Raw genomic sequence first — 23,804 nt, 5'->3', positions numbered from 1 at the left:
ACACCCGGCGGGACCACCTCGGGTGCGAGTCTTACGAGCGCCGTTCGCGGGCCGCGAACACGCCGAAGCGAAGCGAAGGCAATCCAACACAGTGGCAATCACCGATATCAACGCGTACGCACACCTCACCCCGGCCGATATCGAGACGCTCGGCGCGGAACTCGACACCATCCGCAGAAATGTGGAGCAGTCGCTGGGCGAGCGCGACGCGAAATATATTCGTCGGACGATTCGCGCCCAGCGGATGCTCGAGGCGGCCGGACGGGCCACATTGTTCGCGAGCCGGAAACGCTCGGCCTGGCTGCTCGGCACCGCCATGCTGTCGGTCGCGAAGATCATCGAGAACATGGAGCTCGGGCACAACATCAGCCACGGGCAGTGGGACTGGATGAACGACCCGGAAATCCACTCCACCACGTGGGAGTGGGATATGACCGGAACGTCCGGCCAGTGGAAGCGGGCGCACAACTACTCGCATCACACCTACACCAATGTGCTCGGCAAGGATGAGGACCTGGGCTTCGGCATCCTGCGGATGACCCGCGACGAGCAGTGGCGGCCAATGCATCTGGTGCAGCCGCTGGCCAATCTCATCCTCGCCGCGACCTTCGAGTGGGGTATCGCGCTGCACGATCTGTCGGCGGAGAAGGAGCAGACCGGCGTATCGCCGTGGAAGCTGCTGTCCGAGCCGAACAAGGCGTTCGCGCGCAAGGCCGGTCGGCAGGTGGCCAAGGACTTCGTCATCTATCCGCTGCTCACCGGTCCGGCGTGGAAGCAGACGCTGAAGGCGAACGCCACCGCGAACCTGATCCGCAATCTGTGGGCCTACGCGGTGATCTTCTGCGGTCACTTCCCCGACGGCGCCCAGAAATTCACCGAGGAGCACTTCGCCGACGAGACGCGGGCGGAGTGGTATCTGCGACAGATGTTGGGCAGCGCCAATTTCCAGGCCGGCCCGACGATGGCGTTCATGAGCGGCAACCTCTGCTACCAGATCGAACATCATCTGTTCCCGGACATTCCGAGCAGTCGGTATCCCGAGATCGCCGCCCAGGTGCGCCAACTGTGCGATAAATACGATTTGCCGTATACGACCGGTTCGCTCGGCAAGCAATATCTGCTGGCATTCCGTACGATTCACAAACTGGCACTGCCGGATCGGTTCCTGTGGCGCACCGCCGACAACGCACCGGAGACCTCTTCGGAACGGATGTTCGCGCAGTGGGCCGAAAGCCATTGGCCCGGACTCGATCCGCAGAGCGGTCGCCGCCGCGGCCTGCGCTCGGCCATGGCCGAGGCGAAGGTCGCCCTGAAGGAGAAGGCACGCCAGGAGAAGGAAGCGCTGCGCGAGGCCAAACAGGCCCTGCAGGACAAGGCCCGCGAGGAGCAGCAATCGCTGCGCCGAAGGGCCCTGCGCGAGCGGGCCCTCTGGCGCGTTCGGCGGCGTCACGCGCGGCCTTGATAACATTCACAATGCGGCGCAGATCACAACTGTGAATCAATCCAGAGTTAACCTACGGAACCGTAACCTACGGTAGTGTAACCCCCATGGCAATCTCGGATGTCAAGGAATACGCCCACCTCACTCCCGAGGATGTGGAAGCGATCGGTGCCGAGCTGGATTCGATCCGGCGCGAGATCGAGGCCTCCCGCGGCGAGCGCGATGCGCGCTACATCCGCAATGTGATCCGGTTACAGCGCGTCCTCGAAATCGGCGGGCGCGGAGTGCTGTTCGCCAGTTTCTTCCCGCCCGCGTGGTTCGCGGGCGTGGCCCTGCTGTCCGCGGCCAAGATCATCGAGAACATGGAGATCGGCCACAACGTCATGCACGGGCAGTGGGACTGGATGAACGATCCGGAGATCCACTCCGCGACGTGGGAATGGGACAATGTGGGCCCTTCCGAGCACTGGAAGATCACCCACAACTACCTGCACCACAAGTACACCAATGTGCTGGGTATGGACGACGACATCGGCTACGGCCTGCTGCGCGTCACCCGCGATCAGCGGTGGTCGCCGTTCTACCTCGGCCAGCCGGTCTACAACCTGCTGCTGCAGATGTTCTTCGAATACGGTGTGGCCGTTCAGCATCTGGAGCTGGGCAAGCTCGCCAAGAAGAAGTGGGCGCCGGGTAGCCCCGAGCGCAAGCAGTTCGAGGCCGACCGTCGCCTGGTGCTGAAGAAGATCGGTAAGCAGGCTGGTAAGGACTATCTGCTGTTCCCGCTGCTGACGGGCCCGTTCTTCCTGTCGACGCTGACGGCCAACCTCGCCGCCAACGTCATTCGCAATGTGTGGACCAATGCCGTGATCTTCTGCGGCCACTTCCCCGACGGCGCGGAGAAGTTCACCAAATTCGATGTGGACAACGAGACCCAGGCCGAGTGGTATCTGCGCCAGATGCTGGGCAGCGCCAATATCTCCGGCGGCACGCTCATGCATTTCATGACCGGCAACCTGTCGCATCAGATCGAGCACCACCTGTTCCCCGATCTGCCGAGCAACCGCTACCGCGCCATCGCGGTGCGGGTGCGCGCGCTGTGCGACAAGTACGACCTGCCCTACACCACGGGTTCGCTTCCGGTGCAGTACGCCAAGTCCTGGCGCACCATCATGAAGCTGTCGCTGCCCAACAAGTACCTGCGCCGCAGCACCCACGACGCCCCGGAGACCCGCTCCGAGAAGGTCTTCGGCGGCGCGTCCACGATCGACGCCTCGACCGGACGCCGTCGCGGCCTGCGCACGGCCCTGAAGGAGGGCCGCCGCCGCATCGCCGCGCGCCGCGAGCCCGTCACCGTCGGCTGACCCCGCACCCCTTTCCGCGCTTCGCACCCGCTGCGGCTACCCACAGCGAGTGCGAAGCGCGAGAAAGGGTGCGACAACGTTCGGTACCCCTCGCCGCACCCTTTCCGGCGCTTCGCACCCGTTGTGGCTGCCTGAAATGGGTGCGGAACGCTGGAAGGGGTGCGGTTCGTCGGGTGGTGCGGGCTTTGGTTGACTGCTGGGATGCGGGCCGACATATACGACGTGATCCGGCGACGGCGGGATGTGCGCGCGGAGTTCACGGGCGAGATCGTGGCGGATGCGACGCTGCTACGGATCTTGGATGCGGCGCATCGGGCTCCGAGCGTGGGGAATTCGCAGCCGTGGGATTTCGTGGTCGTGCGGGATCGGGGGACGCTGGAGAAGTTCGCGGGGCATGTGGCGGATAAGCGGGTGGCGTTCCGGGAATCGCTGCCGCCGGAGCGGGCGCGGACCTTCGAACCGATCAAGATCGAGGGGATCATCGAGAGCGGAACCGGCATCGTGGTCACCCATGACGACGGACGCGGCGGCCCGCAGGTGCTCGGCCGGGCGACCGTGCCCGAAACCGGGCTCTACTCCACCATTCTCGCGATCCAGAACCTCTGGCTCGCAGCCACGGCCGAGAACATCGGTGTGGGCTGGGTCAGCTTCTACGACGAACCGTTTCTCACCGAACTCACCGGCCTGCCGCCCGGCATTCGCCCGGTCGCCTGGCTGTGCGTCGGCCCGGTGCACGAATTCCAGGAGGTTCCGGATCTGGAGCGCTTCGGCTGGCGAGCCCGGCGGCCGCTGACCGAGGCCGTGCACTGGGAGCGGTTCCGCCCCTAGACCTCACCAGCGCAGCACCGCGCCGACCTCGTGATCGTCGCCGTAGAACTCCCCCGTCGGCACGAAACCCACCGCCTTGTAGAACGATTCGGGTGAGCCCGGCCCGATGCCGTAGCTGGTGTGCAACTCCCGGACGCCGCGCCCGCGCAGATATCCGGCCAGCGATTCGAGCACCCGCCGACCGACGCCGCGGCCCTGGTACGGCCCGGCGATCATGAACCGCCACAGATACACCCCGTCGCAGTCGATCTCCTCGTCGGCCCCGACGTGCAACATCAGGAATCCGGCCGGTTCATCGCCGACGTAGATCGCGCGAAACCAGGCGCGCTCGGAGAAATGCGCCTCGGCGACCGATTCCGCGTTGTCCGCCACCATGTTCCGCTGCTCGGTGGAGAGCGTCTTGCTCAGTTCGAAGATGTCCCAGGCGGTTTCCGCCGTGACGGGACGCAGGCGGATATCGGCGGAAACGGGCGATTCGGACATGAGGATTTGATACCAGCCGGAAACGCCCGCCTCAATCGAATTTCAGACGCGCTCGAGCACCGCCGACGCCCCGATGCCGCCCGCGGCGCAGATGCCGAGCAGCGCGGCGCTTTTGCCGGAGATCGCCAACTCGTTGGCCATGGTGGTGACCATGCGCGCGCCGGTCGCGCCGAAGGGATGGCCGAGGGAGACCGAACCGCCGTGCACATTGAGCACGGCCGGATCGATCTCGCCGACGGCGGTGTCGCGATCCAGGCGATCCTTGGCCCAGGCGTCGCTGGCCAGCGCGGAGACCACCGACAGGGTCTGCGCGGCGAAGGCCTCGTGGATATCGACGAAATCGACGTCCCCGAGCGACATTCCGGCCTTGTCCAGGGCGCGCGGCATGGAGATCGCCGGGCCGATCAGCACCTGATCGGTGGGATCGACGCTGACGTAGGTCCAGGAGCGGAACGCGGCCAGCGGCTCGAAGCCCAGCGCGCGGGCCTTCTCCTCACTCATCAGCAGCACCGCCGAGGCGCCGTCGGTGAGCGGGCTGGCATTACCGGCGGTGACGGTCCCGTCCTTGGCGAAGACCGGGGCCAGCTTGGCGAGTTTCTCGACGCTGGTCCCGGCGCGCACCAGACCATCGCGACGCACCGATTTCCCCTCGGGCGTCACGACTTCCAGCACCTCGCGGTCGAAGCGCCCGGATTCGATGGCCGCGGCGGCCCGGTGATGGGAACGCGCGGCGAATTCGTCCTGGGCCGCGCGGGTGACGCCGTGGATCCCGGCCATCTTCTCCGCCGACTCGCCCATCACCTCACCGGTGGTGCGCTCGGCGATCTTGGGCCGGCGCGGCACGATATCGGTGAACGGCGCCAGCTGTGCCACGGCCGACAGATAGTCCTTCGGCTTGGGCTTGCCCAGGGCCAGCGGGGCCGCCGCGTGCACCACCTTCTGCGGCAGTTTCACCTCGGCATTGCTGGTGGAATCGCTTCCGCCCGCGATCATCACGTCGTACTCACCGCGCTCGATGGCCGCGGCGGCCGAGGTGACCGCCTGCAGACCGGACGCGCACGCCCGGGTGACGGTGTAACCCTCACAGCCCGGATCGAGCTTCAGATCCAGCGCGATCTCGCGCGCGATATTCGGCGCGGCGCTGGGCAGGATCACTCCGCCCCAGACGATCGCCTGGACCTGATCCTTCGGCAGGCCGGTCCGCTCCAGCAGTCCGGCGACCGCCGCATCGGCGAGGTCGATCGAATCCAGCCGGGTGTAGTCGGTGAACGCCCGCACGAACGGCGTCCGCACACCCGACACGATCACAGCACGACGTTTGGCAGCCACGACATATTCCTCTCACACAGAACCCGAGGCCACCAACTTACTCCAAAGTAAGGAAAAAGGCGATACACGCTGTCACAGACAGTGCGGCCGGGGCGCGTGGTACGGCCCCGGCCGAAAGACCTTCTACGCGAGCCGGATCAGGCCGTAGTCGAAGGCGTGGCGACGATAGACGACCGACGGTCGGTCGGACTCCTTGTCCTGGAAGAGGAAGAAATCGTGGCCGACGAGCTCCATCTGATAGAGCGCGTCGTCGACGGTCATCGGGGTGGCCGGGTGCACCTTGGTGCGCACGATATGACCCGGGCCCGCGTAATCCGCGGCTTCGACGACCTCATCGGCCCGATGGTCGTGGGCCGGATCGGATCCGTTCGACGACCCGTGGAACAGGGCCTCGTCTATCAGATCCGCGGTGGCCTCCGCCACCGAGAGCGGGGTCTTCTCCCCGTAGTGCACGCGTCGCCGATCCTTGGTCCGGCGTAGCCGGCTCTCCAGTCGGTCGACGGCCAGCTCCAGCGCGCCGTAGAAACTGTCCGCACAGGCCTCCGACCGCGCGACCGGGCCCTTACCCCGGACGGTGATCTCGACCCGCTGACAAGCCTTGCGCTGGCGGCGATTTCGTTCGTGGAACAGCTCGACGTCGAACAGATAGATCGACGGGTCGAAGCGTTCGAGTCGCGAGAGTTTCTCCGCGACGTGGATTCGGAAATGATCGGGAACCTCGACGTTGCGTCCCTTCACCACGACGTCCGCTCGAGGCGTCTTGGGCCGGTCCGCTGCAGATTGCTCGGCTCCGTTGCGTTGCGGAACGTCGAACTCAGTGCCGTAGCGGGCCGAGGGATCTGCTTCTTTCACTGAAGGTCGTGAAGTCGTCACGCGTACCTCCCGGATCTGGCCACACAATCGATGCATGTATGGCGGGAATCAGCCGTGCCGAGCTTGGGAACCGATGCGTGAAACTCGGCACGAAGTCGTCCGAGGCGCCACCTCCAAACTCTGGGTTCGGGTGTCAGATCGCTCTACTCGCCACGCTATTACGCCAGCGATCTGTCCGCCAGTGTTCACGCAAATTTCCCCCGATCAGACGGTTGAAGTTACCAGTACGGCACGGACCGCAATCCCGGCGCGCGCCAGCGTCCGCACCGACTCGCGCGCGGTCGCTCCGGTGGTCAGCACGTCGTCGACCAGCACTACCTCGACATTCGGGTGCGCCACGGCAGTGGGCAGCGAACCCGCCGACACCACGACGCGCCCGCGCAGATTGTGTGCGCGAGCACTCGCGCCCAAGCCGACCGAATCCCGCACACCGCGCCGCATCCGCAGGATCGGGGCGATCCGGCAATCCGGCAGCCAACTTCCGGCGACCCGCACGGTCCGAGCCACCGGATCCCCACCGCGACGCCGGGCCGCCGCGCCCCGACTCGGCGCGGGCACCAGCACCAACGACCGTTGGCGGTCCCGCAAACCATCCAGCCCCCTCGCCAGGGCCCGCCCCAGCGGCACCGCCAGATCGCGGCGACCCTGCTCCTTCACGGCAACCACCGCGCGCCGCACCGGCCCGCGATATCGACCCAGCGCCCAGCACGGCACGCCGGGGTCCGCGCGCGGATACACCCGAATCGGTGGCCCGGCAAGACTTTCCGCGCACCCGGCACACCACCCGGCGCCGAGTTCCCCACAGCCCCCGCACGATTGCGGCAGGATCAGATCCAGCAGCATGGGCCCGAGTATGACCCGGGGCACCGACAGGAATCAGCCCGGCAGCACCGGGGCGGCATTGGGGCCCAGGTTGTAGACCTCGCGCCAGAAGCGTTCACTGCTCGGCTCGGCGGACTGCAGTTGCATCACCGCGCGGGCGTCGGCCACGTATTGGGTTTCGGGAGTGGCGCTGACGATACGCACCGGCGGGGTGAGGTTCTGCGGGGTGAGCGGGGTCGGGTGGAAGCCGTCGATCTTGATCGTCTCGACCGGATCGACATTGCCCTCGCGGGCCAGGATGACGGTATCGGTGCTGTACCAGTCGACCGAGACCACCGGCGTGCTGAGCGTGACCGCCACCGGCAGCGGCGAGGTCAGCGCGTACTTGCCGTCCGGACGCGGCGCGACCACCACCGCGTACACCTTGCCCGCGGCGACCAGTACCGCGCGCGCACCGGTGCGATCGATGCGCAGATCGGTGATCGGCCCGCGCAGCGGGGTGTCGGCGGGGTTGGCGGGCGGGGTGAACAACGCGGAGGTGTCCACGTCCTGCTGCGAGATATTGCCGGTGCTGCGATCGTGTACGGCGCGGATCACGTGATCGCCGTCGACGACCGTCCACGCCGCGCTGCCGTCGAGCGCCCAGGACGGCCGGGTGAAGGTATTGCCCTGCGCCACAGGCACGGTGGCATTGCCGTCGTAGGTGCCGATCACCAGGGTGCGCGGCGGATCCGGCGCGGGACGGCCGCTGTCGGCGACCGCGGCCACGAACTGGCCGTCCGCCGAGAGCGCGACCGACTGCAGATTGCGCGCGGTGCCGAAATAGCCCGGCGTCGGAAGGATCTCGTTCTTGCCGATATCGACCTTGACCAGCGATCCGTCCCGCACGGCGTGCAGCCCGATCCGGTTCTGCGCGTTGGCCATCGGATTCATGGCGTTCACATCGACCGGCGACCAGCCCGAGGCTGCATAGCGATCGTCGAGCGGCTTACCGTCGCCCAGCAGCACATACGGCCCGAGCACACCGGCGTCCGACAGCGTCAGCACCACCTGCGCGGCGAGCAGTTCCTTGTTGTGCTGATCCAGCGTCGAGGCCCCGGCGAAGTCGATCTGCACCCCGCCCACGCCGACGCCGACGCCATCGCTCTGCCCGTTGGCCTTGGTGATGCCGCCGCGCAGGCTGACCGGATTGGACAGGACATTGCGCACCGCGGGATTCAGCGCGGGCTGCGGCCCTTCGGCGAGCAGGCTCAGCAGCCGCTGGGTGAGCTGCTCCTTGCGCTCGGAGACCCAGCGCAGATCCGGAACCATGGTGGTACCGGCGGAATTCGGGAAATACAGCGAATAACACCGGTAGGACTTTTCGAAGGCGGTATTGACCACCACCACACCGGGTTGCAGCTCATCGATGCGCCATTCGCCGCCCACCCGAACCATTTCGATCTTGCCCTCGTAGCCGGTGGCCGAGGCCGAGGCGGCGCGGTAGGAGCCGTCGGATTCGAGCTCGCCGGTCTTGTTGGCGCGGATCTTGTAGGTCGCGGTATCGCCGGAGCGGGATTCGCGCAGGGTATCCGGTGATTCGACGATCGTCGTGCCCGCGGTGTCGTCCCAGGTGGCCGCCGCGGTCGGCGACAGATACTGGCGCGCGGCCTGATGCCGGTTGGTCGGATCGGCCGTGGCCTGCAGGAAATCGCGCAGCAGCAGATCCGGGTCGCGGCCCTGAATCGGTTGCGGCGGTGCGGAAGACGTCGGCTCGCGATCGATGGTGCCCAGTGCCTGTGGCGCCGAGGAATCGGGCAGGTTGGCGCAGCCGGTCAGGGCCAGCAGGCCGACCAGGATCAGGCAGGCGACGATGCGCGGTCTTCCGAACCGGCTCATGACTTTCCGTCTCCGGTATCGCTGAAGACGGAATCCGCGGCGGTGGATCCGTTCGCGCGGTGCGCCGGGGGCGTCGCGCCGTCGAGCGAACCGTCTTGCGGCAGCGGGTGATTCGTATCGACGGGCGCGCCGGGGGGTGCGGATTCGCCCGTCGCCGAATCGGATTCGGCCTCCTCCGACGGTATCGCGGCCTCCACCATCTGCACCCGGCGCTTGGGCGGATCCAGCGACAGCGGGCTGGCGCCCATCTTGCGGCCGCGCGTCATCGGCAGCGTGAGCCGGAAACTCGCGCCGACACCGAGTTCGCCCCACGCCTCGAGCTTGCCCTCGTGCAGATTGGCGTCCTCCACACTGATCGACAGGCCCAGACCGGTGCCGCCGGAGCGGCGCATGCGCGAGGGGTCCGAGCGCCAGAATCTGTTGAACACCAGCTTCTCCTCGCCCGGTCGCAGGCCGACACCCTGATCGCGGACCACGATGGCGACCGCATTGGCCTCCACATCGCCGCGCATCCGCAACAGCACCGGTTTGCCCTCGCTGTGGTCGATGGCATTGGCGAGCAGATTGCGCAGCACGCGCTCCACGCGGCGCGGATCGACCTCGGCCACCAGCGGCTCCTCGGGCAGGTCCACCACGACCTCGGCGCCGGACTCCTTGGCCAGATGCCGCACGGTCGACAGCGCCGCCCGCGCGCACATGCGTACGTCGAGCGATTCCACCTGCAGTTCGGCCACTTTCGCGTCGTGGCGGCTGATCTCGAGCAGATCGTTGAGCAGGCTTTCGAACCGGTCCAGCTCGGTCACCAGCAGTTCCGAGCTGCGCGCCAGGGCCGGATCCAGTTCGTCGCTGGAACTGTGGATGAGGTCGGCGGCCATGCGCACGGTGGTCAGCGGGGTGCGCAGCTCATGGCTGACATCGGAGGTGAAGCGGCGCTGCAGATTTCCGAACTCCTCGAGCTGGGTGATCTGGTTGGACAGACTTTCGGCCATCTCGTTGAACGACATGGCCAACCGCGCCATATCGTCCTCGCCGCGCACCAGCATCCGCTCCTTGAGCCGGCCGTCGGCGAAGCGCTGGGCGATCCGCGCCGCCGATCGGATCGGCAGCACCACCTGTCGGGTCACCAGCGCGGTGATCGCGGCCAACAGCACCAGCAGCACGATGCCGCCGATGAGCATCGTGCCGCGCATCAGCTGCAGGCTGCGATCCTCGTTGTTGAGCGGGAAGATCAGATAGACCTCGAGGGTGGGCACATCGGCGCTGGGACTGCCGATGATCAGTACCGGACCGCGATAGCCGTCGGGATCGGAGATCGTGACGAACTGATAGCTGAGCTGATTCTGCTGGACGAACCGGCGCAGCTCGGCGGGCACGTCCTGGATCGGCCCGGCCGTGATCTCCTGCTGGCCCTCCCCGATCATCGCCAGCGCGGCGTCGTAACTGCCTGCGGCGCCGCCGGATTGGGAACTGCCCGACGACAGCCCGCGCAGCGCGTCCTGCAGCCGCACGGTCTGGGTGCTCGAATCGTGCGCGCCCGTCAACTGGCTCTCCACCGTGTTGCGGGCGCGACCCATCTCCTCCACGGCCGCGTTGATCTTCGCGTCGAGCAGTCGATCGGTGATCTGACTGGTCAGCACCACACCCAGAATCGTGATCACGATCAGCGACAGGGTGAGGGTGGACACGACGACGCGCAATTGCAGCGAACGTCGCCAAACGTGGCCCAGTGACTCTCCGACGGATTTGAACCAGGCCACCATCGCCGCCAGTAACCGCGCGAGGCGGTTTCTGGAGCTATCGATCACGGCGGTCCGGCCTTGTACCCCACGCCACGAACGGTCAGCACGATCTCAGGATTCTCCGGATCCTTCTCGACCTTCGCGCGCAGTCGCTGCACATGCACGTTGACCAGGCGGGTGTCGGCGGCATGCCGATAACCCCAGACCTGTTCCAACAGCACCTCGCGAGTGAACACCTGACGCGGCTTGCGCGCCAGCGCCACCAGCAGGTCGAATTCGAGCGGAGTCAGCGAGATCTGCTGACCACCGCGGGTCACCTTGTGCGCCGGCACATCGATGACGATATCCGCGATGGACAGCAGCTCCGCCGGTTCCTCCTCGGTCCGGCGCAGCCGAGCGCGTACCCGGGCGACGAGTTCCTTCGGCTTGAACGGCTTGACGATGTAATCGTCGGCGCCCGACTCCAGGCCCAACACGACGTCGACCGTATCGGTCTTCGCCGTCAGCATCACGATCGGCACGCCCGAATCGGCTCGTAGCACGCGGCATACGTCGATGCCGTTCATGCCCGGCAGCATGAGATCCAGCAGCACCAGATCCGGGCGCAGTTCCCGGACAGCGGTGAGCGCCTGCGTACCGTCGCCGACCACGTGGGGATCGAAACCCTCGCCGCGCAAGACGATCGTGAGCATCTCCGCGAGCGCCATATCGTCGTCGACGACCAGAATCTTCGGCTTCATAACTACTATGTTGTCATCTCTCCGGCTCGAAACGGGCAACCACGCCAACACTGGTACATTACCGACGCACATCCAACCCTATAGGGCAACCTTTTCCGCCAGGCGCGCGGTAAGCGTTGCCGGATCGTCATGCGGTCGATGCACCCACCACGATCCGTGCCAATGCGTTTCGGCCAACACACGATAGACCGCCGCGGTACGCTCCTGCAGCCCTTTGTCGCGTTCGTATGCGTCCAGCGCGCGGGCGGTGTCGAGTTCGCCGCGCCGACGCGCCCGTTCCGCGGCGAGTTCGGTGGGTACGTCCAACAGCACCTGGACATCCGGCACCGGCATTTCGAATCGACCGAATTCCAATTCCGCCACCCAGGAAGCGATTTCCCCGTCCACGGACTGGTCGGTTCGTGCCGCGTTGTATGCGACATTCGAGGCGACGTAGCGATCGAGTAGCACGATGTCGTTGTCGGCCAACAGCTTCGCCAGCTCGTCGCGGGCCCCGGCCCGATCCAGGGCGAACAGCAGGCCCATTCCATTGACCGAGGCGGCCAGATCGCCGTGTCGCCCGCGCAGCGCCTCGGCCGCCAGATCGGCGTGCACCGATCGCCCGTAGCGGGGAAACGCCAGCGTCGCGACCCGCAGCCCGCGCTCGGCCAGGCCCGTCACCACGGCATCGATGAGCGTGCGCTTACCCGCGCCGTCGAGTCCCTCCACCGCCACCAACGCACCCATGCGCAACAGGTTAGACGCTCCCCCGCGGCACGCGCCGGTCACCCGGGCGTCGGCACGCGTTGCCCTTGGATCGCTAGGGTGACCGGAATGCATCCCACAATCGTGAGAAAGCACTTATACCGGGCAATCTCCGTCGTCGGCTGCGCGGTTGCCCTGGCGGCCACCGCCGCCTGCGGCGACTCGGGCGGCGGTTCGGGTTCGGCGGCTACGAGCACGCCGGCGCTGGATCCGCAGCGTGCGGTGGATCTGCAGTCCCATCGCGGCGGCCGCGGATTGCTGACCGAGGAGTCGCTCGCGGCCTACGCGCATTCGCTCGAACTCGGCGTCAGCACGCTGGAACTGGATATCGGTCTCACCGCCGACAAGGTTCCGATGGTCTGGCACGATCCGACTATTCAGTCGGACAAGTGCGCCGATACCGCGCCCGCATTCCCGGACGATCCGAAATATCCCTATGTGGGCAAGACGATCCACGAACTCACCTACGACCAGGTGCGCACCGTCGACTGTTCCAAGACACTGCCGAACTTTCCCGAACAGCGCGCGGTGACGAACAATCGAATCGCGCGGCTGCCCGAACTGTTCGATCTGGTGAAGAGTTATCCCGGCGCATTCGAGACCATCCGCTACAACATCGAAACCAAGATCGAGGCGGAACATCCGGAACAGACCGCCGCGCCACAGGAATTCGTCGACGTCATCCTCGACACCGTCGCCGCGGCGGGGGCGACCGACCGGGTGGAGATCCAGAGCTTCGACTGGTCGAGTCTGCCACTGGTGAAACAGCGGAATCCGGCGGTGCCGACGGTCGCGCTGTACGACGACACCACCTTCAGGGCGGGCAGCCGCTGGCTCGGTCCGATTCGCTACGAGGATCATGTGAACGATCCGCTCGGCGCGATCGCGGCGCTGGGCGCGAACATCTCCTCGCCGAGCTACGTCCCGGCGCAGGACAGCCCGACCAAGGCGGGTGACTCCGGCTTCCGCTTCACCGCCGACGCCGACTACGTCCGCAAGGCCCACGAGAAGGGCCTGAAGGTGGTGCCGTGGACGGTCAACGACCAGGCCACGATTGCCGCGCAGCTGGACACCGGGGTGGACGGGATCATCACCGACTATCCCGACCGAGCCCGGAAGGCGATGCAGGACAAGGGCTTACCACTACCCCGGGCCTACCGGAAGTAGAGGAATTCGGGGCAGCGGGCCGTGTTTCGGAGCCGGATCGCGCACGGATATACCGGCCGAACAGTATTCACTCCGGTAGTCAGGAAACACTTCATGCGCATGTCGATTCGTCTCACCCTCGCCACGGCCGCCGTCGGCGCGCTCGTGGGCGCCACCCAGGCGACCGCGGCCGCGACGCCCGAGGAGGTCGCCACCGCACCGGTCGCCTCGACCGGTTCGGCCGATCTGCTCACCGGTTCGGCGGGACCGGGATCGATCCTCTGCTGGCTGCTGCACCCCAGCCCCACCTGCCAGATCTGATCCTCGGATCGAACGACGAACGGCCCGGCGACGAGAAGTCGCCGGGCCGTTCGGCTCTCGGGCTCAGTAGCGGTAGTGCTCCGGCTTGAACGGGCCCTCGACGTCGACGCCGATGTACTCGGCCTGATCCTTGGTCAGCTTGGTGAGCGTGCCGCCCAGGGCCTCGACGTGGATCTTGGCGACCTTCTCGTCGAGCACCTTCGGCAGGCGGTAGACCTCGTTGTCGTACTCCTGCGGCTTGGTCCACAGCTCGATCTGCGCGATGACCTGGTTGGAGAAGGAGTTCGACATGACGAACGAGGGGTGGCCGGTGGCATTGCCCAGATTCAGCAGGCGACCCTCGGACAGCACGATGATCGAGCGGCCCGACTCCTTGAACGTCCACAGGTCGACCTGCGGCTTGATGTTCAGGCGGGTGGCGCCCGAGTTCTCCAGGGCGGCCATATCGATCTCGTTGTCGAAGTGACCGATATTGCCCAGGATGGCCTGGTCCTTCATCGCCTTCATGTGATCGAGGGTGATGATGTCCTTGTTGCCGGTCGAGGTGACCACGATGTCGGCATTGCCGATCGCCTGTTCGACGGTGACCACGTCGAAGCCGTCCATCAGCGCCTGCAGCGCGTTGATCGGATCGATCTCGGTGACCTGCACGCGAGCGCCCTGACCGGCCAGCGACTCCGCACAGCCCTTGCCGACATCGCCGTAACCACAGATCAGCACCTTCTTACCGCCGATCAGCACATCGGTGCCGCGGTTGATGCCGTCGATGAGCGAGTGGCGGGTGCCGTACTTGTTGTCGAACTTCGACTTGGTGACCGAGTCGTTGACATTGATCGCCGGGAACGACAGCTCACCCGCGGCCGCGAACTGGTACAGCCGCAGTACGCCGGTGGTGGTCTCCTCGGTGACGCCCTTGACCGACTCGGCGATCTTGGACCACTTGCCCTTGTCGGCCTCGAGGCTCGCGCGCAGCAGGTTCAGGAAGACCTTGTACTCGGTGGAGTGGGTCTCGTCCTCCGGCGGCACCACACCGGCCTTCTCGAACTGCGCGCCGCGCAGCACCAGCATGGTGGCGTCGCCGCCGTCGTCGAGGATCATGTTCGCGGGCTCGTCCGGCCAGGTCAGCATCTGCTCGGCCGCCCACCAGTACTCCTCGAGCGTCTCACCCTTCCAGGCGAACACCGGGGTGCCCTTGGGCTCGTCCACCGTGCCGTGCGGGCCGACGACGACGGCCGCGGCCGCGTGGTCCTGGGTGGAGAAGATGTTGCAGGACGCCCAGCGCACCTGGGCGCCCAGGTCGACCAGGGTCTCGATCAGCACCGCGGTCTGCACGGTCATGTGCAGCGAACCCGAAATACGGGCGCCCTTCAGCGGCTGCACCTCCGCGTACTCGCGGCGCAGCGCCATGAGACCGGGCATCTCGTGCTCGGCCAACCGGATCTCCTTGCGGCCGAACTCGGCCAGCGACAGGTCCGCCACCTTGAAATCGATCCCGTTGCGGTGGTCGGCAGTCGTCTTGCTGCTCACTGCGGTCGTCATCAGCCTCTCCTGGTCGGCGTGTACGAGGAGAGACTAGTACCAAATGTGCGTACACGGTACGCATGGGCGTGAAGTCACAGGTCGGTTGAGCCTTCAGGCCGCCGCGGCCTCGCCGTATGTCGCGAGGATCCGCTTCCGTTTCCGCGGTGCGATATTGGCCTTGGCCACATCGCCGCCGTAGTGCGCGAGCACCCTCGGGTCCATCACATGCCGCCACAGCGGGGGGATGGTCGCCAGCAGGATCATGGTGGCATATCCGGCCGGGAGTTGTGGCGCCTCCCGCGTGGAACGCAACGTCTGGTACCGGCGTCCCGGATTGGCGTGGTGATCGCTGTGCCGCTGCAGGTGGAACAGGAAGATATTGGTGACGAGGCGATCGCTGTTCCAGCTGTCGGCCGGTGAGCAGCGCGCCCAGGAACCGTTGGACCGCTTGCCCCGCAGCAGACCGTAGTGCTCGACGTAGTTGACCGTCTCGAGCAGCGCGGCCCCGATCACCGCCTGCAGCAACAGATACGGCAGGATCCGCGGCCCGAACGCCGCCAGCAGCACCGCGTACAGCGCCAGCGTCATCGACCAGGCCTGCAGGATGTGATTGTGCGGGGTCCACCAGCCGTGACCCTTGCGCCGCAACCGGTCCCGCTCGATCCGCACCGCCGAGCGGAATCCGCCGAATACGCTGCGCGGCAGGAACTCCCACAGCGCCTCCCCCAGCCGCGCGCTGGCCGGATCCTCCGGCGTGGCCACCCGCGCGTGATGGCCCTTGTTGTGCTCGACGAAGAAGTGCCCGTAACCCGATTGGGCCAGTGCGATCTTCGCCAGCCACCGCTCCATGTGCTCGACCCGATGGCCGAGTTCGTGGGCGGCGTTGATGCCGATCCCGCTGACGAATCCGAGAGTGGCCGCCAGACCCAGCTTGTCGACGGGACTCAGCTCGTCGCCGGCCCACATGTAGGCGGCGATCCACAGCCCCGTCAGCTGGATCGGCAGGAACAGATAGGTACACCATCGGTAGTACCGATCATTGGAGAGGAGTTCGTAGTCCTCGTCCCGAGGATTGTTGCCGTCCTCCCCCACCACCCAGTCCAGCACCGGGATCGCGATCAGCACGATGATCGGTCCGATCCACCAGAACACCGGAAATCCGGTGTGCAGCACCAGCTGAGAAGGCAGCAACGCACAACCCGGAGCTATCAACCCCAGCACCCACAGGTGTCGCTTGGGGTCAGGCGAACCCGAGCGTTTGCCGACCGTTTGCACGTTTGCCCCGCTAAAAAAGTACCCTGGAACTATCGCCAGTAGATCTGTCCCGACTTTACGCCCGTTACATCCATACGGATCTATCAAACGTGGCAACCGTTACATACCCCGGGGTCCCCTTTTGAGCTGTTGCACACGAGGTTCCCGCCACCGCATCCCACCGGCGAACGCTCGACGAGCTCGAGGCCCCACCGTGGCAACGCGGTCGCGGGCCGGTCCGGAGATCGTCGACGCTGCCCAGTTGCCGCCCAGCATCCTCGATGGGTCGGCACAAATGTTATACAGCTCAACACGATTGGGAAACGCCCAGTCACTTACGCCACACGTACCGCACCTGCGGTCGCCCGGCCCGGCCGTAATCGGTGCGCCGGTCGACCACCCCGTCATCGGCCAATCGCTCCAGGTAGCGCCACGCCGTGACCCGTGAAACGCCGATGGCGCGCCCGGTCTCGGTGGCCGACAGGCCGACCTCGGCGGTGCGCACCGCGCGCGAGATCTCCTCCAGGGTATGCGGGGCAATGCCTTTGGGCGCGACGGCCTTGGGGTCCGGGGTGCGCAGCGCGCCGAACGCGCGATCGATATCGTGCTGGGTGACCGCGGCCGCCCCGGCCGACAACGCGGTGTGGAATTCGCGATAGCGCTCGAGCTTGTCGCGAAAGGCCGCGAAGGTGAACGGTTTCAGCAGGTACAGTGCCACCCCGTGCGCCACCGCCGCGCGCACCATATCCAGATCCCGCGACGAGGTGATGGCGATGACATCGGGCCGCGGGCGCAGCCGGGCCAGTGCCGCGGTGACCTCGAGGCCGCCGATATCGGGCAGGCCGATATCCATCAGCACCAGATCGATCGGCGCGCCCGCGGCAACGGCCTGCCCGGCCTCCCGCAGGGCGTCACGGCCGGTGTGGGCCACCGCGATCGGGGTGAAGCCCTCGACCCGCTCCACATACGATCGGTGCGCCGCGGCGATGCGCGGTTCGTCCTCCACGATCAGCACCCGGATCACGCGCGGCCCCCGGCGACCGGAATGCGCACCACCACGGCCGCTTCCGGGGCGCGCTCGGCGTCCAGCGTGCCGCCGTAGCGGGCCACCAGCCGCCGCACCAGCGCCAGACCCAGGCCCTGGTGATCGGTCTTGGTCGAATAGCCGCGTTCCATCGCGCGCGTGAACACCTCCTCCGACATGCCCGCGCCGCTGTCGGCGACGCGGATGTACAACTGCGAATCATGCTGGCGCACGGTGACCTCCACCCAGGCGTCGGGGCTCTGGGCCACCGCGTCCAGGGCGTTGTCGACCAGATTGCCGACCAGGGTGACCATCTCGTGCGGGCTCAGCGGCGCGGCCGAGTCCAGCGCGGTGTCCTCGGCGACGGTCAGTTCCACGCCGCGTTCCAAAGCCTGATCGACCTTGCCCAACAGCAGCGCCGCCAACGCCGGCTCCTGTACCGCGCCGGTGAGTCGATCGATGAGGGCCTGCGACAGCCGCAGTTCGGCCGTCGCGAATTCCACCGCCTCGCGCGGGCGGCCCAGTTCCACCAGCGTGATCACCGCATGCAGCCGGTTGGCCGATTCGTGGGCCTGGGCGCGCAGCGAGTCGGCCAGTCCGCGCACGGAGTTCAATTCGCCCATCATGTCCCGTAATTCGGTGTGATCACGCACGGTCAGCACGGTGCCCAGCGGACGGTCCGACCAGGTGACCACATCCTGATTGACCACCAGCACGCGCTGAGCGGTCACATGCATCTCATCGCGCACCACGGTCATGCCCAAGCGCCGCAACGAGACCGGCAGATCGGTGCGGCGCACCGGTCCATCGGGCAGTTCCAGCAGCTCGCGGGCCTCGTCGTTGACCACGGCCGCCTCCTCGGCGTCCTGATCGAATACCACCAGACCCTCGTGCACCGAATGCAGTACGGCGTCGTGATGTTCGTAGAGCGAACGTAATTCGGCCGGACCCAGGCCGTGGGTCTGGCGCATCAATCTGCGGCGCAACAGCAGTGAGCCCAGGGTCGCCAACAGCAGACCGGCCCCGGCCGCGCCGAGGATCAGGGGCAGTTGTTCGAGTACCTGATCGCCGATGGTCGCCCGGGTGACCCCCACCGAGACCAGGGCCACCACCCCGCCGCCGATCTCGTCGCGCACCGGGGTGACGACCCGGATGGACGGTCCCAGGGTGCCGGTGTAGGTCTCGGTGAAGGTTTCCCCGCGCAGGGCGCGATAGATATTGCCGCTGAAAGGTTTTCCGATCCGATCCGGTTCGGTGTGGGTGTAGCGGGTGCGGTCGGGCGCCATCACCACGATGAAATCCACGCCGGTCTGCTTGCGGATGCGCTCGGTGACCGGCTGCAGCAGCGCGGTCGGATCCGGTTCGTGCACGGCCGCCACGGTCGCGGGCGATTGCGCGACCGCCACCGCGATCCCGGTGACGACCTGGCGGGTGGCCTCGTCCTGTTCGCGGCGCACCTCCCACAGCGCGAGCGTCGCGCCGATGCCGATCACCGCCACCAGCACCAGCAGTTGCACCAGGAAGACCTGCCCGGCCAGAGTCGTGCCGCGCCGTCGCCGCGAACCCAACGCGCCTCCCGGTGAACGAAATGTACGAAATAGTGACGGTCGTCACGGTAGCCGACATGATTTCCCGAGAACGCGTGGCCCGGCTCACGCAGGAGCACGCAGGATCACCCGGAGGCAGCACAGACGATGACCGATACGACCGCGGCGCGGCCGAAGCGCGACCGAACCCATTGGCTCTACCTCGCCGTGATCGTGGCGGTGGTGGCCGGTGTGCTCGTCGGCTGGCTCGCACCCGGGGTCGGGAAGTCGGTCGCCGAACTGGGCACGATCTTCGTCAACCTGATCAAGATGATGATCTCGCCGGTCATCTTCTGCACGATCGTGCTCGGCATCGGATCGGTGCGGGCCGCATCGCGGGTCGGCCGGATCGGCGGCCTGGCGATCGGCTACTTCCTGATCATGTCGACGGTCGCGCTGGGCATCGGGCTGGTGGTCGGCAATCTGCTGCAGCCCGGTACCGGTTTGAATATCGCCGGCCATGCCAAGGACGCGGCGAAATTCGTCAAACAGGCCGAGGGCGCGGGCGGTACGTGGCAGTTCCTGGAGGGCATCGTGCCCACCTCACTGCTGTCGTCGCTGACCGCGGGCAGCGTATTGCAGACGCTGTTCGTCGCGCTGCTGGTGGGTTTCGGCATCCAGGCGATGGGCGCCACCGGCGAACCGCTGCTGCGCGGCGTGGAACTGGTGCAGAAGCTGGTGTTCCGGATTCTGATCATGATCCTGTGGCTGGCGCCGATCGGTGCGTTCGGCGCGATGGCGAATGTGGTCGCCACCACCGGACTCGGTGCGGTGAAGGAACTCGCCGTGTTGATGGTCGCGTTCTACCTGACCTGTTTGCTGTTCGTCTTCGGTGTGCTGGGCGTTTTGATGAGGGTCACGTCCGGTGTGTCGATCTTCAAACTGGTCCGGTATCTGGCCCGCGAGTACCTGCTCATCGTCTCCACCTCGTCGTCGGAATCGGCGCTGCCGCGGCTGATCGCGAAGATGGAACATATGGGCGTGGAGCGCACCACGGTTGGCATCGTGGTGCCGACGGGGTACTCGTTCAACCTGGACGGCACCGCGATCTACCTGACGATGGCCTCGCTTTTCATAGCCGATGCGATGGGCAAACCGATGGCTCTGGGAGAGCAGATCGGCTTGCTGGCCTTCATGATCGTGGCGTCCAAGGGCGCGGCCGGCGTGACAGGCGCGGGCCTGGCCACGCTGGCCGGAGGCCTACAGAGTCATCGGCCGGATCTGATCAACGGCGTCGGCCTGATCGTCGGCATCGACCGATTCATGTCCGAGGCCCGCGCGGTCACCAACTTCTCCGGTAATGCCGTGGCCACCGTGCTGATCGGCACTTGGACCAAGACCATCGATCCGGTCCGGGTGCGCTCGGTGCTGGACCGCGAATTGCCCTTCGACGAAACGACTTTGGTCGACGATCATCCGTCGGCCGACAAAGACCTGGTCCCGGCCTAGTACCCGCCTTGTTCCCAGGGCCGAGACCAGCCGCGCCGGTGCGCCCCGCTCATCACCCCCGAGCGGACAGCGCACCGGCGCCTTCCATTTTCTAGAGCAGCACTTCCGCGTTCTCCGGCAGCGCGTCCACCGGCCACCACCGCAGATCCGTGGACTCCGAACTGCGCACCGGCACCGCGTCTTTCGGCGCGCGGACCCGGAACAGCAGGTCCAGATGGCGGGTCGGGACGCCGAGCGAACAGGTGATCGGATGGGCCTGGGCCCCGTAGAGCTGCGGCTCGATCTCCAGATCCGCGATACCGGACTCCTCGAGCGCCTCCCGCAGCGCGGCGTCGACCACCGTCTCGTCGGATTCCTCGCAGTGTCCGCCCAATTGGATCCACAGCCCCACCCGCGGATGCAGGGTCAGCAGGATCTCCCGTTCATCGTGGGAGAACACGAGCGCGGAGGCGGTGATATGCCCCGGGACGTGCTCGCGCAGACAGCTGCGCGGCGACGCCCCGAGGAATGCCAGCATCGCCTGGCGCAGCGACTGCTCCGGACCGGCCGCGGGCGACCACTTCTCGAGCAACTCCCGTGCCGAGGCATGCAACGATTCCGCGCTCATCGGTTCCCTTCGTCCCTAGAGTTCGAGCAGACCCACCCCGGGCTCCCGCGGCTCGCGCGGGGCCAATTCCTCGTCAGGGTAGCCGATGGCTATGGCCCCCAAGGGATTCCAGTCACCGTCCAATCCGAGCACCTCGCGGGTGAGTTCCGGCGCGAAGATCGTCGAGCCGATCCAGCAGCTGCCGACCCCGCGGGTGGCCAGGGCGACCAGCAGTCCCTGCACGGCCGCGCCGACCGCCACGGTGAACATGGTCTTCTCCGCGGCGGTGCGCCGCTCGTCCGGATAGTCGTGCGCGCCGTCGGGTACGCAGAACGGAATGATCACCTCGGGCGCGTCGAACAGGATGCGGCCCCGGCCGACTCGCCGCTCGACCCGGTCGGCGGGCAGCCCGTCGGCGGTCAGGTCGGCCCGCCACTTGTCGGCCATCGTCTCGAGCAGTCGCGTCCGTAACAGCGGATCGCGCACCCAGACGAATCGCACGGGCCGGGTGTGGTGCGGCGCGGGCGCGGTCAGCGCGTCCGAGACCGATTCCCGGATCAGCTCGGGATCGACCGGCGTATCGGCGAATCGGCGCACCGAGCGCCGCATCAGCAGCGCCTCGCGGCGGCCCTGCGCCAACGCCTCGGCGGTGCCGAGCCAGAACAGATCCTCCTCGCCGCGGCGCAGCAGATCGGCCGCGCGCGAACCGTCGTCGTAGGGGGTCAGTCCGCGCACCACCGCCACCGGCACGCCGCCGAGTTTGCCCTTCACCAGATCGGCCGCGGCCGCCAGCTCGTCGGCGACGGCCACCTGGGTCACGTGTAATTCGTTGCCCTGTCCATCGATCGCGCCCGCGTAGTCGTGCACCACGCGCAGTCCGGCCGAGCCGATCGCGGCGTCGATCTGCCCGATCCGCCAGGCGCGGCCCATGGTGTCGGTGATGACGATCGCGACGTCCACGCCGAGCCGATCGGCCAGCGCGGCACGCAGGGCCTTGGCGCTGGCATCGGGATCGGCGGGCAGCAGTACCAGTTCGCCCTGTTCCACATTCGAGCCGTCCACACCCGAGGCCGCCTGCACGATGCCGATGCGGTTCTCGGTGATGAGGGTGCGGCCCTTCTGCGCGAGCACCCGCACCGCCTCGGCGCGAACGAGTTCTCGTCGCAGCGTGTCGCGCTCCTCCGGATCGGCGGGCGCGGCGACGATGCGACCCTCCGCCTTGGCGACGATCTTGCTCGTCACCACCAGCACGTCGCCGTCGGCGAGCCAGGGCGCCTGCGCCGCAATATGTTCGGCCAGATCGTCGCCGGGCCGGAATTCGGGCAGCCCGGGCACCGGCAGAATGCGCAGTTCCCCGCCCGGGGCATGATCGGTGACGGTCACGGCTTCACTCCCGCCAGATCCAGTGCCTCACGCACCATTTCACCGGTCGCGGCCGGATCGGTCATCAGCAGCGGCACGCTGCGCACCTCGACACCGGACACCTCGGCGGTGTCGGTGGAGTGCACGAGCCAGCCGTCGAGGATGCCGGTCTCCGAGCGCGCACCGTAATGCCGGCCGATGGCCTCGGCCGTGGTCTCCACACCGATCACCGACAGACATTCGTCGGCCATGCCGCGCAACGGCTTTCCATCGATCACCGGTGACAGCCCGATCACCTTCGCCTTCGTCGTGCGCAGCGCGCCGCGAATTCCGGGCACCGCGAGGATGGCCCCGATGCTCACCACGGGGTTCGACGGGGCCAGCAGGACCGCGTCGGCGGATTCTATGATTTCGATCACACCTGGGGCAGGTGTGGCCTGTTCCGCCCCGATTGTGACGAATCCATGGGTCTCGACGTCCGCGCGATAGCGTACCCACCACTCCTGAAAATGAATCGCGCGGCGTTCGCCAGGGTTCTCCGGGTCGGTGATGACAACATGTGTTTCACACCTGTCGTCGGTTGCCGGAACCAGTTTCACTCCCGGCTGCCACCGGTTGCACAGCGCCTCGACGACCGCGGAGAGCGGGTAGCCGGCACGCAGCATTTCACTGCGGACGAGATGGGTGGCGATATCCCGATCGCCCAGTCCGAACCAATCCGGCTGCGCCCGGTAATTGGCCAGTTCCTCCTTGGCGTGCCAGGTTTCCCCGCGCCGGCCCCAACCGCGTTCCGGATCTATCCCTCCACCAAGGGTATACATGCAGGTGTCCAGGTCGGGGCAGATGCGCAGCCCGTGCATCCAGACGTCGTCGCCCACATTGACGACGGCCGAAACCTCCGCACCGGGCAGCAGTTCGCGGACGCCCTGCAGGAAGCGCGCGCCACCGACTCCACCGACCAGCACCGCGATGCGCGACCCCTCGGCGGGCGTGATCTCCGCTCGTTCTCCACTCACATCGACACAGCCTATGCGGTGGCGCTAGGCTCATGCTTCGAAGCATATTTGCTGCTCATTTGCTACTTCCGGTTACCGAACCGCGTCGAAGACGGCGGCGGATAGTAACGGAATTGTGTCGGCAGCTTGACCATCGCGGCGTCCGGCGTGTCTAATCACAGGCATGTCATTCCGGGCCCGCGCGAGAGTGCAAGGCGCAGGCCAGATTTCGAACAGGCGTTCGCATCGGGCTGACTAGCTCGGGGATGGCCGCGGGACTACGTCGCGGTGTTGTGCCGTCGGTGGGCAGATGAGGTCCGGC

Annotated in this window: 21 protein-coding genes; 6 read left to right on the top strand and 15 right to left on the bottom strand. The window is 66.8% G+C overall.

Annotated elements, in window-relative coordinates:
* Positions 1–91 precede the first annotated feature (91 nt).
* The 3 genes from NP4_RS00540 (at position 92) to bluB (ending at position 3,630) form a co-directional block, all read left to right on the top strand.
* Positions 92–1,462, top strand: coding sequence for a fatty acid desaturase family protein (locus NP4_RS00540; RefSeq protein ID WP_067990163.1), 1,371 nt, complete (start codon positions 92–94; stop codon positions 1,460–1,462).
* An 86-nt stretch (positions 1,463–1,548) separates the two neighbouring features.
* The gene (locus tag NP4_RS00535; protein ID WP_067990160.1) at positions 1,549–2,802 is read left to right on the top strand and encodes a fatty acid desaturase family protein; all 1,254 of its coding nucleotides are present in this window, start codon (positions 1,549–1,551) and stop codon (positions 2,800–2,802) included.
* A gap of 201 nt (positions 2,803–3,003) precedes the next feature.
* A complete protein-coding gene (gene bluB / locus NP4_RS00530; RefSeq protein WP_067990157.1) occupies positions 3,004–3,630 on the top strand; it encodes a 5,6-dimethylbenzimidazole synthase in 627 nt (208 codons plus the stop codon).
* Between the two features lie 3 nt (positions 3,631–3,633).
* Here bluB and NP4_RS00525 read toward each other — a convergent pair whose 3' ends face one another.
* From NP4_RS00525 to NP4_RS00490, 8 genes are all read right to left on the bottom strand, one after another.
* The gene (locus NP4_RS00525) at positions 3,634–4,113 is read right to left on the bottom strand and encodes a GNAT family N-acetyltransferase (protein ID WP_067990154.1); all 480 of its coding nucleotides are present in this window, start codon (positions 4,111–4,113) and stop codon (positions 3,634–3,636) included.
* Between the two features lie 42 nt (positions 4,114–4,155).
* On the bottom strand, positions 4,156–5,442 hold the full coding sequence (locus NP4_RS00520) for an acetyl-CoA C-acyltransferase (protein WP_062507881.1): 1,287 nt from the start codon (positions 5,440–5,442) through the stop codon (positions 4,156–4,158).
* 123 nt (positions 5,443–5,565) lie between these two features.
* On the bottom strand, positions 5,566–6,351 hold the full coding sequence (gene hpf / locus NP4_RS00515) for a ribosome hibernation-promoting factor, HPF/YfiA family (RefSeq protein ID WP_082875394.1): 786 nt from the start codon (positions 6,349–6,351) through the stop codon (positions 5,566–5,568).
* A 168-nt stretch (positions 6,352–6,519) separates the two neighbouring features.
* Positions 6,520–7,158, bottom strand: coding sequence for a ComF family protein (locus tag NP4_RS00510; RefSeq protein ID WP_067990149.1), 639 nt, complete (start codon positions 7,156–7,158; stop codon positions 6,520–6,522).
* Between the two features lie 33 nt (positions 7,159–7,191).
* Positions 7,192–9,015, bottom strand: coding sequence for an MtrAB system accessory lipoprotein LpqB (lpqB, locus tag NP4_RS00505; protein WP_067990146.1), 1,824 nt, complete (start codon positions 9,013–9,015; stop codon positions 7,192–7,194).
* Positions 9,012–10,775, bottom strand: coding sequence for an MtrAB system histidine kinase MtrB (gene mtrB, locus NP4_RS00500; RefSeq protein ID WP_082875415.1), 1,764 nt, complete (start codon positions 10,773–10,775; stop codon positions 9,012–9,014). The genes lpqB and mtrB overlap by 4 nt, the downstream gene beginning before the upstream one ends.
* A 41-nt stretch (positions 10,776–10,816) precedes the next feature.
* Positions 10,817–11,494, bottom strand: a complete 678-nt coding sequence (gene mtrA / locus NP4_RS00495) for an MtrAB system response regulator MtrA (RefSeq protein ID WP_062507888.1) — start codon at positions 11,492–11,494, stop codon at positions 10,817–10,819.
* A 78-nt stretch (positions 11,495–11,572) separates the two neighbouring features.
* A complete protein-coding gene (locus NP4_RS00490; RefSeq protein WP_067990143.1) occupies positions 11,573–12,220 on the bottom strand; it encodes a dTMP kinase in 648 nt (215 codons plus the stop codon).
* Between the two features lie 87 nt (positions 12,221–12,307).
* Between NP4_RS00490 and NP4_RS00485 the strand changes: the two genes are divergently transcribed.
* Both NP4_RS00485 and NP4_RS00480 read left to right on the top strand, forming a co-directional pair.
* Entirely contained in the window at positions 12,308–13,405 is a 1,098-nt protein-coding gene (locus NP4_RS00485; RefSeq protein ID WP_067990533.1) for a glycerophosphodiester phosphodiesterase, read from the top strand.
* A 99-nt stretch (positions 13,406–13,504) separates the two neighbouring features.
* The gene (locus NP4_RS00480) at positions 13,505–13,705 is read left to right on the top strand and encodes a hypothetical protein (protein WP_147287805.1); all 201 of its coding nucleotides are present in this window, start codon (positions 13,505–13,507) and stop codon (positions 13,703–13,705) included.
* Between the two features lie 63 nt (positions 13,706–13,768).
* On the opposite strand, the gene ahcY is transcribed toward NP4_RS00480, so the two are convergent.
* The 4 genes from ahcY to NP4_RS00460 all read right to left on the bottom strand — a co-directional run bounded on the left by ahcY (position 13,769) and on the right by NP4_RS00460 (position 19,072).
* Positions 13,769–15,244 (bottom strand): adenosylhomocysteinase, encoded by a 1,476-nt coding sequence (ahcY, locus tag NP4_RS00475; protein WP_067990137.1) that lies wholly within the window; start codon positions 15,242–15,244, stop codon positions 13,769–13,771.
* A gap of 93 nt (positions 15,245–15,337) precedes the next feature.
* Positions 15,338–16,417, bottom strand: a complete 1,080-nt coding sequence (locus NP4_RS00470; protein ID WP_245996870.1) for an alkane 1-monooxygenase — start codon at positions 16,415–16,417, stop codon at positions 15,338–15,340.
* Positions 16,418–16,811: 394 nt separating this feature from the next.
* Complete coding sequence (locus NP4_RS00465) at positions 16,812–17,504, bottom strand: response regulator (protein ID WP_067990130.1); 693 nt, start codon at positions 17,502–17,504, stop codon at positions 16,812–16,814.
* Positions 17,501–19,072, bottom strand: coding sequence for a sensor histidine kinase (locus NP4_RS00460; RefSeq protein ID WP_067990125.1), 1,572 nt, complete (start codon positions 19,070–19,072; stop codon positions 17,501–17,503). The genes NP4_RS00465 and NP4_RS00460 overlap by 4 nt, the downstream gene beginning before the upstream one ends.
* Positions 19,073–19,198: 126 nt before the next feature.
* On the opposite strand from NP4_RS00460, the gene NP4_RS00455 reads away from it, so the two are divergent.
* Positions 19,199–20,539, top strand: a complete 1,341-nt coding sequence (locus tag NP4_RS00455; protein ID WP_067990122.1) for a cation:dicarboxylate symporter family transporter — start codon at positions 19,199–19,201, stop codon at positions 20,537–20,539.
* A gap of 91 nt (positions 20,540–20,630) precedes the next feature.
* On the opposite strand, the gene NP4_RS00450 is transcribed toward NP4_RS00455, so the two are convergent.
* The 3 genes from NP4_RS00450 to cofD are packed head-to-tail and all read right to left on the bottom strand — an operon-like array spanning position 20,631 to position 23,503.
* Positions 20,631–21,146 (bottom strand): NUDIX hydrolase, encoded by a 516-nt coding sequence (locus tag NP4_RS00450; protein ID WP_067990119.1) that lies wholly within the window; start codon positions 21,144–21,146, stop codon positions 20,631–20,633.
* A gap of 15 nt (positions 21,147–21,161) precedes the next feature.
* A complete protein-coding gene (locus tag NP4_RS00445) occupies positions 21,162–22,508 on the bottom strand; it encodes a coenzyme F420-0:L-glutamate ligase (RefSeq protein ID WP_067990116.1) in 1,347 nt (448 codons plus the stop codon).
* Complete coding sequence (gene cofD / locus NP4_RS00440; RefSeq protein ID WP_245996869.1) at positions 22,505–23,503, bottom strand: 2-phospho-L-lactate transferase; 999 nt, start codon at positions 23,501–23,503, stop codon at positions 22,505–22,507. Before cofD ends, NP4_RS00445 begins: the two co-directional genes overlap by 4 nt.
* Between the last annotated feature and the right edge of the window lie 301 nt (positions 23,504–23,804).

This window comes from Nocardia pseudobrasiliensis NBRC 108224, from assembly GCF_001613105.1.
Lineage (GTDB): Bacteria > Actinomycetota > Actinomycetes > Mycobacteriales > Mycobacteriaceae > Nocardia > Nocardia pseudobrasiliensis.
This window is presented reverse-complemented; position numbering and strand designations above follow the sequence as displayed.